This window comes from Rhodococcus sp. BP-160, from assembly GCF_019836205.1.
Classification (GTDB): Bacteria; Actinomycetota; Actinomycetes; order Mycobacteriales; family Mycobacteriaceae; genus Rhodococcoides.
This window is the reverse complement of the sequence record NZ_JABUEK010000002.1, coordinates 1,150,754-1,166,754: the sequence shown is the minus strand read 5'-3', so window position 1 is coordinate 1,166,754 and position 16,001 is coordinate 1,150,754. Positions and strand designations below refer to the sequence as shown.

Annotated in this window: 12 protein-coding genes; 1 reads left to right on the top strand and 11 read right to left on the bottom strand. The window is 69.7% G+C overall.

The window, feature by feature from the left end; genetic code table 11:
* Window positions 1–12 precede the first annotated feature (12 nt).
* The gene (locus HQ306_RS11850; protein WP_222631294.1) at window positions 13–1,743 is read right to left on the bottom strand and encodes a VWA domain-containing protein; all 1,731 of its coding nucleotides are present in this window, start codon (window positions 1,741–1,743) and stop codon (window positions 13–15) included.
* Between the two features lie 90 nt (window positions 1,744–1,833).
* Window positions 1,834–4,014: a malate synthase G gene (locus HQ306_RS11845; protein WP_222631292.1), complete on the bottom strand. Its 2,181-nt coding sequence runs from the start codon at window positions 4,012–4,014 to the stop codon at window positions 1,834–1,836.
* Window positions 4,015–4,166: 152 nt separating this feature from the next.
* On the opposite strand from HQ306_RS11845, the gene HQ306_RS11840 reads away from it, so the two are divergent.
* Window positions 4,167–5,042 (top strand): aldo/keto reductase, encoded by an 876-nt coding sequence (locus HQ306_RS11840; protein ID WP_222631282.1) that lies wholly within the window; start codon window positions 4,167–4,169, stop codon window positions 5,040–5,042.
* Between the two features lie 9 nt (window positions 5,043–5,051).
* Here the strand turns inward: HQ306_RS11840 and HQ306_RS11835 are convergent, their stop codons facing one another.
* The 9 genes from HQ306_RS11835 to HQ306_RS11795 all read right to left on the bottom strand — a co-directional run bounded on the left by HQ306_RS11835 (window position 5,052) and on the right by HQ306_RS11795 (window position 15,868).
* The gene (locus HQ306_RS11835) at window positions 5,052–5,945 is read right to left on the bottom strand and encodes a 3-methyladenine DNA glycosylase (protein WP_374197737.1); all 894 of its coding nucleotides are present in this window, start codon (window positions 5,943–5,945) and stop codon (window positions 5,052–5,054) included.
* The gene (locus tag HQ306_RS11830; protein WP_204867319.1) at window positions 5,942–7,030 is read right to left on the bottom strand and encodes a hemolysin family protein; all 1,089 of its coding nucleotides are present in this window, start codon (window positions 7,028–7,030) and stop codon (window positions 5,942–5,944) included. Before HQ306_RS11830 ends, HQ306_RS11835 begins: the two co-directional genes overlap by 4 nt.
* Window positions 7,023–8,420, bottom strand: coding sequence for a hemolysin family protein (locus tag HQ306_RS11825; protein WP_056445121.1), 1,398 nt, complete (start codon window positions 8,418–8,420; stop codon window positions 7,023–7,025). Before HQ306_RS11825 ends, HQ306_RS11830 begins: the two co-directional genes overlap by 8 nt.
* Before the next feature lie 356 nt (window positions 8,421–8,776).
* Window positions 8,777–10,213, bottom strand: coding sequence for a GuaB1 family IMP dehydrogenase-related protein (locus tag HQ306_RS11820; protein WP_222631279.1), 1,437 nt, complete (start codon window positions 10,211–10,213; stop codon window positions 8,777–8,779).
* A 58-nt stretch (window positions 10,214–10,271) separates the two neighbouring features.
* Window positions 10,272–11,135, bottom strand: coding sequence for a DMT family transporter (locus tag HQ306_RS11815; protein ID WP_308115434.1), 864 nt, complete (start codon window positions 11,133–11,135; stop codon window positions 10,272–10,274).
* Between the two features lie 8 nt (window positions 11,136–11,143).
* On the bottom strand, window positions 11,144–12,592 hold the full coding sequence (gndA, locus tag HQ306_RS11810; protein WP_222631277.1) for an NADP-dependent phosphogluconate dehydrogenase: 1,449 nt from the start codon (window positions 12,590–12,592) through the stop codon (window positions 11,144–11,146).
* 64 nt (window positions 12,593–12,656) lie between these two features.
* Entirely contained in the window at window positions 12,657–14,198 is a 1,542-nt protein-coding gene (locus HQ306_RS11805; RefSeq protein WP_261769398.1) for a DEAD/DEAH box helicase, read from the bottom strand.
* Window positions 14,199–14,482: 284 nt separating this feature from the next.
* Complete coding sequence (locus tag HQ306_RS11800) at window positions 14,483–15,436, bottom strand: M56 family metallopeptidase (RefSeq protein WP_027505428.1); 954 nt, start codon at window positions 15,434–15,436, stop codon at window positions 14,483–14,485.
* 42 nt (window positions 15,437–15,478) lie between these two features.
* Window positions 15,479–15,868, bottom strand: coding sequence for a BlaI/MecI/CopY family transcriptional regulator (locus HQ306_RS11795; protein ID WP_027505427.1), 390 nt, complete (start codon window positions 15,866–15,868; stop codon window positions 15,479–15,481).
* Window positions 15,869–16,001: the final 133 nt, after the last annotated feature.

Sequence of the window (16,001 nt, the reverse complement as noted above, 5' to 3'; positions counted from 1 at the left end):
CGGTGGAGATCGTCACCGGTCGGAGGACAATCGGTCGAGCGAGGCGGTGAGTGAGGGGTCGGAGGAGGACACCTCGACGAGGTCGCCTCCGGTCTGGCCCGCGAGGCTGCGCAGCGTCGCGATGTCCGAGTTCTGGGTCAGAGACACCACGTCGATGCGGACCGGACGCGCAGGGTCCGACGCGGCGGCGATCGACTGGAGGAAGGACGCGGCGGAGATCGAGGTGTCGTCGTTCGGGCCGTCGGTGACGAGAAGAACCGAGTTGGTCCCGTCGCCCGACCAGTTCTGCACCGCCGATTCGTAGGCGGCCTGCGCGGAGGCGTAGGTCGAGGTGGCGGTGGCGGGAGACAGACCGGCGAGAGAGCTGTCCAGTGCGGCGCGGGACTCGGAGTTCGCCTCCGTGAGCGGAACCTCCACCCGGTACGGCCGTGATCCGTCCAGTGCCCGGCTGTACGTCCACAGGCCGATTCGGCTGGTGTCGGGAACCGCGCCGATCACCTGACGCAGGGCGGACGTCACGTTGGTCAGGCGCGTGGCGGACCCGTCGATCGACTCCATCGATCCCGACACGTCGAGCAGGACGGTGGTGCTCGACGGGCGGGTGGGTGACGCGAGGGTGTCGAGCACCGCCGTGCGCGCCGCCGGCTCGGGCGATGCGGCGGGCTGACCGATCGCCGGGAACGTCAGTCCCGCCACCGACGGAGGTGTCGCCTCGGTGGTTCCGTCGGCGGTGGGAACGCGGAATCCCTGTCGCAGGAACGCCTGCTGCTGATCGGCTCCGCGGGCGAACTCCGCGAACGCGGCCGCAGCCGCGCGTCCGGTCGCATCACCGTCCGAGAGCACCACTGCAGGATGGTCGGCACTCGGCGTCGAACCGGCCGGGCGGAAGGCGGCCAGCTGCTGGCCCTCCGTGATCCGGTTGTACAACTGCTGTTCGGTGACCGGGACGGCGTGGACCGGGGCGGCCGCGGGGTCGCCGCCCTGCACCATCGCATCGAGAGCGGCCGCAGCATCGGCGGGCGGTGTGGGAGACGCGTCCGTCGCCGCGCGGGAGAGCGCGGAGACCGCCGACACGACGGGCGCGGACGCAGCCTGATCGGCGGTCAGCGACGCGGTGGAGGCGGTGGGATCGACGACCGCCGCAGCCACCGACACCAGAGCCGCGGTGGTGGTCGACCCCGCCGGCAGTGCCGGTCGCAGGGATCCCCAGCCCACGGCGCCGATGGCGTCGAGCGACCCGGGGGTGGCGGCGAGACGAGGCAGGTCGGCCCACCCCACGGCCGCCGCTCCCAGGGTGTCGGCGAGCGTCGGCGCGACGCCGAGGACGACGGGACTGGTGGCGAGAGACCGGGGGGTGCTGTCGACCCGCCGCGCGTCGATCAGCGGCGCCGCGTCCGCCGAAGTCGCCGGGATCCACAGCGACGGACGAGGACCGGCCGCCGCGTCGGACGGATCGGCCGCGAGGGCCGCTGCCGCGACGTCCGACGCCGTCTCGGTCACCGTCGTGGTGACGCAGTGATCGCGCACCACCGGCGCCGTGGCGTCCCACGCCGCGGCGACCGTACGCACGGCGTCGGCGATGTCGGGATCGGCCGTGACGGCCAGCACGGCGTCACCCTCCACACAGGCCTTCGCGGCCTGCTCACCCTCGTCGGTGATGCGATCGCGCAGGGCGAACCAGCCCAGGACGGCCGCGACGAGCAGCACGAGAACGACGACGACCACGACGGGTCCGCGGCTCACACCGCGACGAACACCCGACGTGGACGCGGTGCGACGATGCTCTCCCACCCTCGGGACCCGTCCTCTCTCGTGCTGCTCCCGGCCTCCCCGTCAGGATGCCTGGTTCGCTGCCTTGTACTCGCGACGGCGCGCGTGGAGGATCGGCTCCGTGTACCCGTTCGGCTGCCGGGTTCCCTCGAGGATGAGGTCCTTGGCGGCGTTGAAGGCGATGTTGGAATCCGAGTTCTCGGCGAGCGGTCGGTAGGTCGGGTCGCCGGCGTTCTGCCGATCGACCACCGGCGCCATGCGCGTCAGCGAGGCGACGACGTCCTGCTCGGTCACGATGCCGTGACGGACCCAGTTGGCCAGCAACTGGCTCGAGATGCGCAGCGTCGCACGGTCCTCCATGAGCGCGACGTCCTCGATGTCCGGAACCTTGGAGCAGCCGACGCCGTGGTCGATCCACCGGACGACGTATCCCAGGATCGACTGGCAGTTGTTGTCGAGCTCACGCTGCTTGTCCTCGTCGCTCCAGGAGGTGTCGGCGGCCAGTGGGATCTCGAGGATGTCGTCGACCGTGGCGCGGCGAGCCTTCGCGATCTCCTCCTGGCGGGCGAAGACGTCGACCTGGTGGTAATGGGTGGCGTGCAGCGTGGCCGCGGTGGGCGACGGGACCCACGCGGTGTTCGCACCCGCGCGCGGGTGACCGATCTTCTGCTCGAGCATGTCGTGCATGAGATCGGGCATCGCCCACATTCCCTTGCCGATCTGCGCCTTGCCCTCGAGGCCCGCCGCGAGACCGGTGTCGACGTTCCAGTCCTCGTAGGCGGCGATCCACTTCTGCTTCTTCATCTCGGCCTTGCGCACGACGGCTCCGGCCTCCATGGAGGTGTGGATCTCGTCGCCGGTCCGGTCGAGGAAGCCGGTGTTGATGAACACGACGCGTTCCTTCGCCGCGAGGATGCAGGCCGCGAGGTTGACCGTCGTGCGACGCTCCTCGTCCATGATGCCGACCTTGAGGGTGTTGCGGGGGAGGCCCACGACGTCCTCGACCCGCGCGAACAGCTCGTTCGTGAAGGCGACCTCGTCGGGACCGTGCATCTTGGGCTTCACGATGTAGAGCGAGCCGGTGCGGCTGTTGCTCAGCGCGACGTCGTCTCGCAGGCTGTGCTTACCCGTCACGGACGTCATGACGGCATCGAGAATGCCCTCGGGGATCTCGTTGCCGTCCTTGTCGAGGATCGCATCGGTGGTCATCAGGTGCCCGACGTTGCGGACGAACAGAAGCGACCGGCCGTGCAGCACGAGTTCGGAGCCGTCCAGAGCGGTGTAGACGCGATCCGGATTCATGGTGCGGGTGAAGGTCTTCCCGTTCTTCGACACCTCCTCGGCGAGATCGCCGCGCATCAGACCGAGCCAGTTGTGGTAGCCGAGCACCTTGTCGTCGGCGTCCACGGCGGCGACGGAGTCCTCGAAGTCCATGATCGCGGTGACCGCGGACTCGAGCAGCACGTCCTTCACGCCCGCGGCATCGGTGCTGCCGATGGGACTCTCGGCGTCGATCTGCAGTTCGAAGTGCAAGCCGTTGTGGACGAACAGGATGCCGGTCGGTGCGGACGGCTCACCCGTGTAGCCGAGCAGCGAGTCCGGTGACGCGAGACCGACGGTGTCGCCGGAGGACAGGGTGACCGCCAGGGCGGACCCGTCGACGACGTACGACGTGGCGTCCGCGTGCGAGCCGGACGTCAGCGGCACCGCGTCGTCGAGGAACGTGCGAGCCCACGCGATGACCTTGTCGCCGCGCACCTTGTTGTAGCTGGTGCCCTTCTCCGCGCCGCCGTCCTCGGAGATGGCGTCGGTGCCGTAGAGCGCGTCGTACAGCGAGCCCCACCGGGCGTTGGAGGCGTTGATGGCGAAGCGTGCGTTGAGGACGGGGACGACCAGCTGCGGGCCGGCCGTCGTGGTGATCTCGGTGTCGACGCCCTCGGTCGTGATCGCGAACGCGGCAGGCTCGTCCTGCAGGTACCCGATCTCCTTCAGGAACGCCTTGTACTGCGCGCGGTCGTAGCCGGCTCCGGGGTGCTCGGAGTGCCAGGCGTCGAGCTTGCCCTGGATCTCGTCGCGGGCCTCGAGGAGCGCCCGGTTACGGGGCGCGAGATCCTCGAGGAGGGACTGCACACCCGCCCAGAACGCATCCTGATCCACACCCGTGCCGGGCAGAGCCTGCTTCTCCACGAACTCGTGCAGCACTGCCGCCACCTGCAGATCGCCGACCTGGACGCGTTCCGTCATCACAGCCCCTCACTTGACTCTCGCCTGTCGCGGCGTCGTGCCGCGCTGGATCGCCCCGATGTTACCCAGTGGTAGTGCGGAGCCCACCGGTGGTGGCGCGCGGGACGATCACGAGCAGGAATACCTGCGACCCCCACGGCGTCGTACTCGCCATGACGACATCGACGACTTCCCGCCCCGCCGACGCGAGCGGCACCTTCCTGCTCGGTGGAGACCTCGAGATCACCCGGCTCGGTTACGGCACCATGCAGCTGCCCGGAGAAGGCGTCTGGGGGCCGCCGCGTGACCGCGACGAGGCGATCCGCGTGCTGCGGCGATCGGTGGAGCTGGGCGTGACCTTCTTCGACACCGCAGACAGCTACGGCCCGGAGGTGGCCGAGGACCTGCTCGCCGAGGCGCTGCGTCCCTACGCCGACGACATCGTGATCGCGACCAAGGCCGGGCTCACCCGGCAAGGCCCCGGGCACTGGACCCCGGTCGGTCGTCCCCCATACCTCCGCCAGCAAGCCGAGTTGTCGCTGCGCCGTCTCGGTGTGGACCGCATCGACCTGTTCCAGCTGCACCGCATCGACCCGGACGTCGCGCTCGAAGATCAGGTCGGCGAACTGAAGGCGCTGCAGGACGAGGGCAAGATCCGGCACATCGGCCTCAGCCAGGTGTCCGTCGAGGAGGTGACACAAGCACAGAGGATCGCTCCGATCGTGTCCGTCCAGAACCTCTTCAACCTCACGGACCGCTCCTCCGAGGAGCTCCTCGACTGGTCGGCCGAGCAGAACATCGGCTTCATTCCGTGGTTCCCGCTCGCCACCGGAAAGCTCACCGGCGAGGGCAGCCCGCTGACGGAGCTGGCCCAGCGGCACGGCGTCTCCGCGTCGCAGCTCGCCCTCGCGTGGCTGTTGCGTCGATCCCCGGTGATGCTGCCGATTCCCGGAACGTCGTCGGTGTCCCACCTCGAGGACAACGTCGCCGCCGCGAGCATCGAGCTCAGCGACGAGGAGTTCGCCGAACTCTCGGCCGTGGGCGTCTGACCCGAACGGTCAGCGCAGATCGGCGAGCAGGCCGCCGATCGCGACTCGCAGAGCGGCGCCTCGTTCCGCGATCGCCGACTGGGCGCGCACGTACTCGGCGCGCCCGGTCGGAGTCTCGACACGCACGGGGGAGTAGCCGTACGCCGTGAGGTCGTACGGGCTCGCCCGCATGTCCAGTTCACGCGCCGTCATCGACAGCGCGAAGCAGTCGAGCAGCAGTTCGGACGGCAGCAGCGGTCCGAGCTTCGCCACCCACTTGTACAGATCCATCGAGGCGTGCAGGCAGCCCGGCTGTTCCGTCAGGAGCCGGTGCTCCGGGGTCAGCTCGAGCGCGTTCCGCGGGACCGCGTCCGGGGTGAAGAAACGGAACGCGTCGTAGTGGGTGCAGCGCAACGGCATCGAGTCCACCACCGCGTCGGTGCCGTCGTGACCGAGGCGCAGCGGCACGTCGTGACGCAGAGCCTCGTCCCCGCCGCGGTAGACCATCGCCCACTCGTGCAGACCGAAGCAGCCCAGCTGCGCGGGGCGGGTGGCCGTCCGGCCGATCAGGGTGCTCACGAACTCGATCGCGGACGACCGCCGGTCGAGGAACTCGGACGACACCGTGACGCCGGGTCGCCCGCCCACGGCGACGTCCACGTACCCGGAGCGTCCGCGGTAGTCCTCGATGCCCGCCCCGGTCAGTACCGAGCCGTGACCGGGGTGCCACCGGCGCAGATGGCCCGGCTTGAGGCTGTAGTAGGTGAAGAGGAAGTCGAGCACCGGATGCGGCTCGCCGACCGCGCGCCGCTCCAGATAGGCACCGATCATCTCGTCCACCCGCTCGCCGTGAGCGTGCCGCCGAGGATGCCACGCGTCCGCTCCGAGAACGACGAGATCGGTGTCCGACACGACGGACGTCACGGCGCGTCGGGCCCGGGGACGACGTCCTCCACGAGGTGGGTGCCGTCGCGCACCGTGCCGACGAACTCCTCGACGAGGTCCTCGAGAGCGACGATGCCGATGGTGCCCTTGCCCGTCTCCACCACGGCGCCGAGGTGACTGCGTCGGCGGCGGAGACCGGCCAACGCCTCGTCGAGAGGGGTGCGTGCGTCGATGATCGGCAGAAGGCGGACGTCCGAGCGCGGGATGATGGTCTCCGAGTCGGCCAGCGGGTCCGCCATCAGATCGAGGACGTCCTTGATGTGGAGATACCCGATCATGCCGTCGGTCTCGTCGCGGACCGGGTACCGCGAGAAACCGGTCTCGCGGACGGCCTCCTCGATCGCACCCAGCGTGGGTCCCTTGGGTCCGCAGACCACCGTGCGGGCCTTGTCCAGCGGGATGAGGACCTCCCGCACGGTGCGACCCGACGTCTCGAGAGCCTGCGTCAGCCGGCGGTGCTCCTCCTCGTCGATGAGTCCCTCCGAGCGGGACTCGCCGATCATGTCGGAGAGCTGGTCCGCCGACACCGACGAGTCCAGCTCGTCCTTCGGCTCGACGCGCAACAACCGCAGTGTACCGTTGGCGCACAGGTTGTAGAACGAGATCAGCGGCTTCGCGACACGTAACCACCACAGATGCACGGGCACCAGCAACATCGCCGTCGCTTCCGGTCCGGCGATCGCGATGTTCTTCGGCACCATCTCGCCGATGAGGATGTGCAGGATCACCACGATGCCCAGGGCGAGGGCGAACCCGATGGGGTGCAGCAGGGAGTCGGGTACGCCGAGCAGCTCGAACGGACGCTCGATCAGGTGGGCCACGGCGGGTTCCGCCACGCGCCCGAGCAGGATCGAGCAGATGGTGATGCCGAGCTGCGCGGCCGCGAGCATCATCGACAGGTTCTGACCGGCCTCGATGACCGTCTGAGCCCGTTTCTTGCCCTGCACCACCAGACTCTCGAGGCGGTCGCGGCGTGCCGAGATCAGAGAGAACTCGGCACCGACGAAGAAGGCGTTGAGGAGCAGGAGGACGACCGCGAGGCCGACGGCGAGAAGGTCACCCATCGAGGGCCTCCCGGTCGTGCTCGCGGACGGTCTCGGCGCGCAGCCGGGTGATCTCGTCCTCCGCGGCCGGGCGTACGAGGATCCGGTCGATCCGGCGCCCGTCCATCGCGTCCACGCGCGCGACCCAGCCGCCCTCGTCGGACTCGAGGTCTCCGCTCGGGGGCGGCAGGATGACCTGGTCGCCGGCGTCGGGGATGCGTTCGAACTGTGTCAGCACCAGGCCACCGAGGGTGTCGTACTCGCCCTCGGGTGCCGCGTACCCGGTGAACTCGGTGACCTCGTCGATGCGCAGTAGTCCGGAGCAGAGCCACCCGTCGGCGACGCGTTGGACGTCGACCTCGCGGGTGTCGTGCTCGTCGCGGACGTCGCCGACGATCTCCTCGATGAGGTCCTCCATGGTGACGATGCCCGCGGTGCCGCCGTACTCGTCCACCACGATGGCGACCTGCATGCCGTCGGCGCGCACCCGTTCCATGACGGTGTCGCCGTCCAGGCTCGAGGGGACGTTGGGAACACGCTGCGCGAGGGAGCTGACCGTCGTTCCGGCGCGGCGCTCGGCGGGCACGGTGAACGCGTGCTTGATGTGGACGACGCCCACGGTGTCGTCGAGGTCGCCGTTGACGACGGGGAAACGGGAGAAACCGGTGCGGGCCGCGGTGTCGATGAGGTCGGCGACCGTGTCGTCCGCGGCGAGGGTCTCGATCTTCACGCGGGGGGTCATCAACTCCTCCGCCGTGCGCTCGCCGAACTGCAGCGAGCGGTCGACGAGGAGAGCGGTGCGCTGGTCGATGGAGCCGTGTTCCGCGGAGGAGCGCACCAGCGACCCGAGTTCCTGGGGCGAGCGTGCCGAACGCAGTTCCTCCGCGGGCTCGACGCCGAGGCGGCGGACCACCCAGTTCGCGGAACCGTTGAGACCGTTGATGGCCCAGCGGAAGACGAGGGAGAACCCTGCCTGCAGGCCGGCCGTCGCCCGCGCCACCTTCATCGGATTGGAGATGGCCATGTTCTTGGGCACCAGCTCGCCGAACACCATGGACGCCGACGTGGCGATGACGAGCGCCAGCACCAGTGACACGGCGCCGGCGAGCGAGTCGGACGCACCGAGCGCCGTGGCGGCGGGGGTGATGAACCGTGCCAGCACCGGTTCGGCGATGTAGCCGGTGATCAGCGTGGTGATGGTGATGCCGAGCTGCGCACCGGAGAGCTGGAACGACAGCGTCCTGTGCGCGTGCTGGACCTGGCGGGAGCGCATGTCACCGTCGCGGGCCGCCGCGTCGACGGTGCTGCGTTCGAGTGCGGTGAGGGAGAACTCCGCGGCGACGAAGATCGCCGTTCCCGCCGTCAGCGCGACGAAGCCCACGAGGGACAGGATCGGAACGAGAACGGTCACGAGGGACACACCTCGCTGCGACTCGAGGTGGTCGTCGGGAAAGCGCCGGGTGAGCCCGGCGACCTAGAGGAGCCCTCCGGAGAGAGACCGCCGGACGACTCCCCGTCGGGGGAGGGGCGGTCTCGGGACGGTCGGTCCGGGGACGGAGTGCCGGACCCGGGGGTCGACGTCGTCGTGGGTGCCTCGGGCACCGGTGTCCTTCCTGTCGTGTGGCGTTCGCGTGGAGGCGACGCCTGCGCCGCAGAATCGGCGCGTGTCACAGCAGTACCCGCTCGGGGGCGCCGCTATCGCACACATCGTATCGTCGCCGACCCGGAATCACCGAGTCGGCGGCGTGACCACGAGTGCGGCCGAGATCACCAGCCGGACGGGAGGGGCCGCCCCTCGGCGAAGCCCGCCGCAGACTGGATGCCGAGCACGGCATCCCGATGCAGCTCCTCGAGCGAGCGCGCACCGGCGTACGTGCAGGTGCTGCGCACACCCGCGCAGATGTGATCGATGAGGTCCTCGACACCGGGCCGCTCCGGATCGAGGCGCATCCGCGAGCTGGAGATGCCTTCCTCGAACAGGCCCTTGCGCGCCTGGTCGAACGCACTGTCCGCCGCGGTGCGTGCGGCCACGGCTCGCTTCGACGCCATGCCGAAGCTCTCCTTGTAGGCCACCCCGGCGGCGTCGACGCGGAGATCTCCGGGCGACTCGTGGGTGCCGGCGAACCAGGACCCGATCATGACGTTGGAGGCACCCGCAGCGACGGCGAGCGCGACGTCGCGGGGATGTCGGACCCCGCCGTCGGCCCACACGTGCTTGCCCAGCTCGCGCGCCGCGGCGGCGCACTCCTCGACGGCCGAGAACTGCGGGCGGCCCACGCCGGTCATCATGCGGGTGGTGCACATGGCGCCGGGGCCCACCCCGACCTTGACGATGTCCGCGCCGGCCTCGATCAGGTCACGGGTACCCGCTGCGGACACGACGTTGCCGGCGACCAGGGGCACGCCCAGATCGAGCGCTGCGACGACGGCCAGCGCATCGAGCATCTTCTGCTGGTGGCCGTGGGCGGTGTCGAGCACCAGGACGTCGGCCCCGGCCTCGACCAGGGCGGCGGCCTTCGCGCCCACGTCACCATTGATGCCGACGGCGGCGGCGATGCGCAGGCGTCCGTCGGCGTCGGTGGCGGGCCTGTAGATGCCGGCGCGGAGCGCACCGGTGCGGGTGAGCACTCCCGCGAGTGCGCCGTCCGGTCCGGTCAGCACGGCGAGGTTCTCGTGCCGGGCCTCGAGCTGCTCGAAGATCTCGCGGGGACTCGTGTCCACGGAGGCCGTCACGAAGTCCTTGTCCATCACCGTCGAGAGGCGCGCGAAGCGATCGACGTCCGTGCACGCCGCCTCGGAGACGATGCCCACGGCCGTGTCACCGTCCACGACCACGACGACGCCGTGGGCACGCTTGGGCATGAGGGCGAGAGCGTCGGAGACCGAGTCCTCCGCCGTCAACACGACCGGGGTGTCCGCCACCAGGTTCCGGCTCTTGACGAAGGAGACCGTCTCGGCGACGGCCGCGGTCGGCAGGTCCTGCGGGATGACGACGATGCCGCCGCGTCGCGCGACCGTCTCCGCCATCCGGCGGCCGGCCACGGCGGTCATGTTGGCGACGACGATGGGAATGGTGGTCCCGGAGCCGTCGACACTCGCCAGATCGACGTCGAAACGGGACGTGACCGTCGTGTGGTTCGGGACGAGGAACACGTCGTCGTACGTCAGGTCGTAGGGCGGGCGCTGGTCGCGAAGGAAATGCACGGGACGCCAGCGTACGCGACCGACGGATATATCTTGCGGCGGCGACGTCGAGGGTGGGTCAGACAACCGGGACGGCGTCGTCCGCACGCCCCTGCTCCCGCGAGAGAACCACGGTGGTCACGATCATGACGATCACGGCGGAGGCGACGACCACGCCGCGCAGTCCGTCGAGGCGGAGCCGTTCGTCGAGCACCACGATGCCGAGGAACACCGCCGCCAGCGGCTCGCACACGGTCACCGCCGGCAGCGACGCCGTGAGCGGACCGGCCTGGAACGCTCGCTGCTGCAGGTAGAAGCCCGAGACTCCCGCGGCGATCAACGCGTACGTCTGCCACGCGGTGAGGGCGCCGAGCAGATCGAACTCCACCAGGTCGGTGACGTACTTGGTGAACGCGACGGCGACGCCGAACAGCAGCCCACCGCCGACCCCGAGCAGCAGCGCCGCACGACCGGGCTCGCGAGTGAGCACACCGGCGACGGCGCCGACCAATGCCACCGCCACCACGGCGGCCAACGGCAGTGCCCACACCGACAGCGGCGCGTCGGCGGTGCCCTCGGTGGGGTCGCCGACCGCGACGAACGCCACCAACGCGACCGTGAGACCCACGGCCGAGATCCAGGTGGCGCGCCGCATCCGCAGACCGGAGTACTTCGCGGCGAGGGGAAGCGCGAACAGGAGCATGCTGACGAGCAACGGCTGCACCACGGACACCGACCCGACGGCCAGGGCCGCCACCTGCACCAGGTATCCGCCCAGGTCGCCGACCACCCCGGCCCACCACCGCGGGCTGCGCACGAGACCCGAGATCAACGAGTCGCCGTCCGCGACCGCCGACGCCGCCGTCTGCTGAGCGACGGCGGCGCAGGCGAAGAGAAATGCCGCGACGAGCGAGAGCCCGACCGCGAGCACGGACGAACTCACGGCGGAGGTCAGGCCTCGATCTCGGACCGGTCCTCGCTCCACAGGGTGTGGAACTTGCCGTCGGCGTCGATGCGCTCGTAAGTGTGCGCTCCGAAGAAGTCGCGCAGACCCTGCGTCAGCGCGGCGGGCAGACGTTCGGCGCGCAGTCCGTCGTAGTACGACAGGGCGGAGGCGAAGCCGGGCACCGGGATTCCGAGGAGTGTCGCGGTGGACACGACGCGACGCCAGCTGTCGACGGCGTTCTCGACGGCGTCACGGAAGTACGGCGCCAGCAACAGCGCGGGCAGTTCCGGGTTCTCGTCGTAGGCGTCCTTGATGCGGTTCAGGAACCGGGCCCGGATGATGCATCCTCCGCGCCAGATGGTGGCGAGATCGCCGGGGTGCAGATTCCAGTCGTACTCGGCCGAACCGGCGGCGATCTGATCGAAGCCCTGCGAGTAGGCGACGACCTTGGAGGCGTACAGCGCGGAACGGATGTCCTCGGTGAAGGTCTCGATGTCCTCGGGCTTCGCCGAGAGCGTTCCCGACGCCAGACCCTTGGACGCCACGCGCTGGCCGCGCGCGCCCGAGAGTGCTCGGGCGAACACCGCCTCGGCGATGCCGGTGACGGGGACTCCGAGATCCAGCGCGGACTTGACGGTCCAGCGACCGGTGCCCTTCTGCTCGGCGGCGTCGACGATGACGTCGACCAGCGGCTTCCCGGTCTTCGCGTCCTTGTGGGCGAGCACCTGCGCGGTGATCTCGACGAGGTAGCTCTCGAGGTCGCCCTCGTTCCACTGGCGGAAGACGTCTGCGACCGCGTCCGGATCCATGCCCAGCGCGTCGCGTAGCAGGTTGTAGGCCTCACCGATGAGCTGCATGTCGGCGTACTCGATGCCGTTGTGCACCATCTTCACGAAGTGCCCGGACCCGTCGGGGCCGATGTGGGTGCAGCACGGGGTGCCGTCCACGTGTGCCGAGATCGACTCGAGCAGGGGCCCGACCGACTCGTACGACTTCGCGGGGCCGCCGGGCATGATCGAGGGGCCGTTGAGTGCACCCTCCTCGCCGCCGGAGATGCCGGCGCCGACGAAGAGAAGGCCGCGGTCCTTCAACGAGGACTCGCGGCGGATGGTGTCCGTGTAGAGGGCGTTGCCGCCGTCGATGATGATGTCGCCCTCGTCCATGACGCCGGCGAGTTCCTCGATGACCGCGTCCGTGGGATCGCCGGCCTTGACCATGATGACGACCTTGCGTGGCTTCTCGAGGCTGGCCACGAAGTCCTCGATGCTCTCGGACGCGACGAAGGTGCCGTCACTGCCGTGCGCGTCGAGCAGAGTCTGTGTCTTGGAGTAACTCCGGTTGTGCACCGCGACCACGTGTCCGTGGCGGGCGAAGTTCCGCGCCAGGTTGGACCCCATGACAGCGAGGCCGGTGACACCGATCTGGGCGAGAGGTGAAGAATCCGAGGAAGTCATTCCCCCAGCTTTCCCTGCCCGGCCCCGACGCGAAAGTCGGGGCCGGACAAGGACGGGAGAGCTGTCAGTCGCGCGCGGTGCCCGCAGCACGGCTGCGGAACCCGCCGGTGCGCGAAGCCGTTGCGCCCGTGCGGTTCTCGTCGCGGCCCTTGTAGCCACCGGTGGACTCGCCGCCGCGGTAGCCGCCGGTGCGGTTCTCGTCGCGGCCCTTGTAGCCACCGCTCGACTCACCGCCGCGGTACCCACCGGTGCGGTTCTCGTCGCGACCCCGGTATCCGCCGGAGTCGCCGCCGCGGTAGCCACCGGTGCGCGGGGATCCCGAGGTGCCGAAGCGCGAGGGGCCACTGGGACGCTCGCGACGCGGTGCCTCACGCACCGGCTCGCCGGACGGAGCCTTGGCTCCGGTGATGGAACCGAGCTCCACCGAACCGGGGGAGACGTCCACCGAGGTGACCTTCACCCCGGCCTGGCCGGTCAGCCGGCTGATGATGCGGCGCTGGTTGGGCAGCGCGATGGCGACGACGGTGCCCGCCGCACCGGCACGTGCCGTACGGCCGGCGCGGTGCATGTAGTCCTTGTGATCCGCGGGCGGATCGACGTGCACGACCAGGTCGATGCCGTCGACGTGGATGCCGCGTGCGGCGACGTCGGTGGCGACGAGCACGGGGGTGCGGCCGCTCTTGAAGCGGTCGAGCACGCGGGTGCGCTGGTTCTGAGCCTTGCCGCCGTGCAGCGACTCGGCGTGGATGCCGACGGCGCGAAGGCGATCGGTGATGCCGTCGCAGCCGAGCTTGGTGCGGGCGAACATGATGGTCCGGCCACCCTCGCGAGCGGCGATCTCGGACAGGACGATGTCCTTCTGTCCACGGCCGACATTGAGGATGTAGTGATCCATCGACTCGACGGCGGCCTTGCTGTCACCGGTCGAGTGCTGGACGTGGTCGGCCAGGAACTGGCGGACCAACGACTGGACCTCGCGATCCAGCGTGGCGGAGAACAGCATGCGCTGGCCACCGTTCGCGGTCTGTCCGAGGATGTCGCGCACCTCGGGCAGGAAGCCCATGTCGGCCATCTGGTCGGCCTCGTCGAGTGCGGTGATCTCCACTGCCTCGAGGACGCAGGTGCCCTGACGCAGGTGATCGCCGAGGCGTCCGGGGGTGGCGACGAGAACGTCGACACCGCGGCGGAGCTGATCGGCCTGACGACCGAACGGGGTGCCGCCGACGGCCGGACGCACGCTCAGTCCGAGGACGGTGGCGTAGGACTGCAGCGAGTCGACGACCTGGAAGGCGAGCTCGCGGGTGGGGACCAGCACCAGTGCGCGGGGACGCTTCGCGGCGGGCTTGGTACCGGTCGACGCCAGGCGGGCGAGCATCGGCAGACCGAACGCGAGCGTCTTGCCCGATCCGGTCTGTGCGCGGCCGAGAACGTTACGGCCGGCGAGGGCGTCGGTGATGGCCATCTTCTGGATGGGCGAGGGAACGGTGATGCCGTTCTTGGCGAGCGCCGCGACGATGGCCGCGGGAAGTCCGAGGTCGGAGAACGTGGTCTCGGACGCCTCGGGAGTGCTGGTGGCAGAAACAGAAACGGGGGTGGCGCTGGTCAACGCGGTGGTACCTCTCGGGGTTGCAGGCGCGTCGGTGCACAGCAACGATGAATCACCGCGCAGCGTGACGAGCCAGGGCACACATCACCTGGTCATCGATGCGCAAGCGGAGCTCGGGCGCAATGTGAGGTGTCTTGTCACCGGTACGACTCCGTGGCGTCCACGAGGGGACGGATCGGAGCGACGGCGAAATTTGTGCCATATCGACTAACGGATGGTTCTGATGAACCACGGGTAACACTACGCGACGAGTGGTGCCGATGCCGACTCGTGTGAGCCAGTAGTCACGAACCGTGTCGTGCGAGGCGCGTCAGCTCGGTCAACCACGGCACGGCGACGTAGATGGTCGGCACCACGAGGATGGCCGCCGACGCGAGATAGGCGAGAGTGGCGACACCCGGGGTGGAACCGGGAGTGGCCAACCGGCGCACCCGCACCAGCGTGCTCGGCCCACCCGCGGCCAGCGCTCCCCGCGGCGCCGACGATCCGGAGCAGGCCACGAGAGCGCGGGCGAGGGGACGAGGGCCCGTGACGCGCACCGCGGAATCGTCCGCGAGCAGCTCGACCAGCAGCTGCACCGACCCCAGCGCGGACCGGCTGCGCACGACGTGCGGGAACGCCTGGTTGACGGCCATGAACGCCTCGAGAACGAGATCGTGCCGCGCGCGCAGGTGGGAGCGTTCGTGGGTCAGGATGGCGGCCAGCTCGTCGTCGTCCAGGTTGGACAACGTGCCCTCGCTGACCACGACGCGTTGCCGCAGTCCGGGCAGGCAGTAGGCGATGGGGTCGAGGCTCTCGAGGACCCGCACGTCGGTTCCGTGGGCACTGGTCTCGCCCGCACTGCGATCGAGGATGTCGACCAGCGTGCGGTGTCGCGCACGCCGTCGTCGGGTCTTGATCGCCACCAGGGACGTGGCCCAGACGAGCCGCGCACCGATGACGAGGGTGATCGCGAGCACCGTCACGTAGAGGATCCACAGCGGGAGGCCGAGGGCGTCGATCTCGGCCGTCGGCGCCGTGGTGGGCCGACCGTCCGGTCCGGGGACGAGCAGCTGGCTCGCGATCGCGAGACCGGAACTGAAGGCCGAGAGCACCGCGGCGAGTGCGATTGCCTGCCACAGCACCAGGGCGGCGCGCGGTGTCCGGTGCGGCCACGTCGCACGGGACAGCATCGCGGGAACCGGTCCCGTCAGGATCAACGCGAGTACCGCGAAGACCAGTGCTGTCGGTGCGTTCATGTCCTCACCGTCGTGTGGGAGGGAGTGTCGAGGGTCGAGAGGTCAGGCGTTGGAGGAACCGTCGTCCTGCGTCTCCAATGCCGCGAGGGCCTCCCGGAGTGCGGCGGCCTCGTCGGCGCCGACCCGACCCACGAAGTGGACCAGGGCCGCAGCGCGTCCGCCGGAGCGGTCGGCCTGCTGGAGGGCGTCGACCATGAGGCTGGCGACAAGCTCTTCGCGCCCATGTACCGGAGCGTACCGATGCGCGCGGTCGTCCCGCTGCTGGGTGACGAGCTTCTTCTTCGCCAGACGCTGCAGGACCGTCATGACCGTCGTGTACGCGAGCTCACGCTTCGACGCCAGTGCCTCGTGGACCTGACGGACGGTCTGCGGCTCCGAACTCGACCACAAATGTTCCATCACTGCTCGTTCGAGATCGCCCAGGCCTGCCATTCGTCAGATGATACGGCCACTCCGACGCAAATGCGTACTACACGGTGTAGCAGCGGGTCGTCGCACGTCGTCGCACGTCGGCGCGCGTCCACCGGCGCGGAAACACGCGTCGAGAACTACTGCGCGGCTACTG

Coding starts and splice junctions, on each gene's coding strand:
- HQ306_RS11795 (WP_027505427.1), bottom strand. CDS start 15,868: ATGGCAGGCCTGGGCGATCTCGAACGAGCAGTGATGGAACATTTGTGG.
- gndA (WP_222631277.1), bottom strand. CDS start 12,592: ATGACTTCCTCGGATTCTTCACCTCTCGCCCAGATCGGTGTCACCGGC.
- HQ306_RS11830 (WP_204867319.1), bottom strand. CDS start 7,030: ATGGGTGACCTTCTCGCCGTCGGCCTCGCGGTCGTCCTCCTGCTCCTC.
- HQ306_RS11800 (WP_027505428.1), bottom strand. CDS start 15,436: ATGAACGCACCGACAGCACTGGTCTTCGCGGTACTCGCGTTGATCCTG.
- HQ306_RS11845 (WP_222631292.1), bottom strand. CDS start 4,014: ATGACGGAACGCGTCCAGGTCGGCGATCTGCAGGTGGCGGCAGTGCTG.
- HQ306_RS11840 (WP_222631282.1), top strand. CDS start 4,167: ATGACGACATCGACGACTTCCCGCCCCGCCGACGCGAGCGGCACCTTC.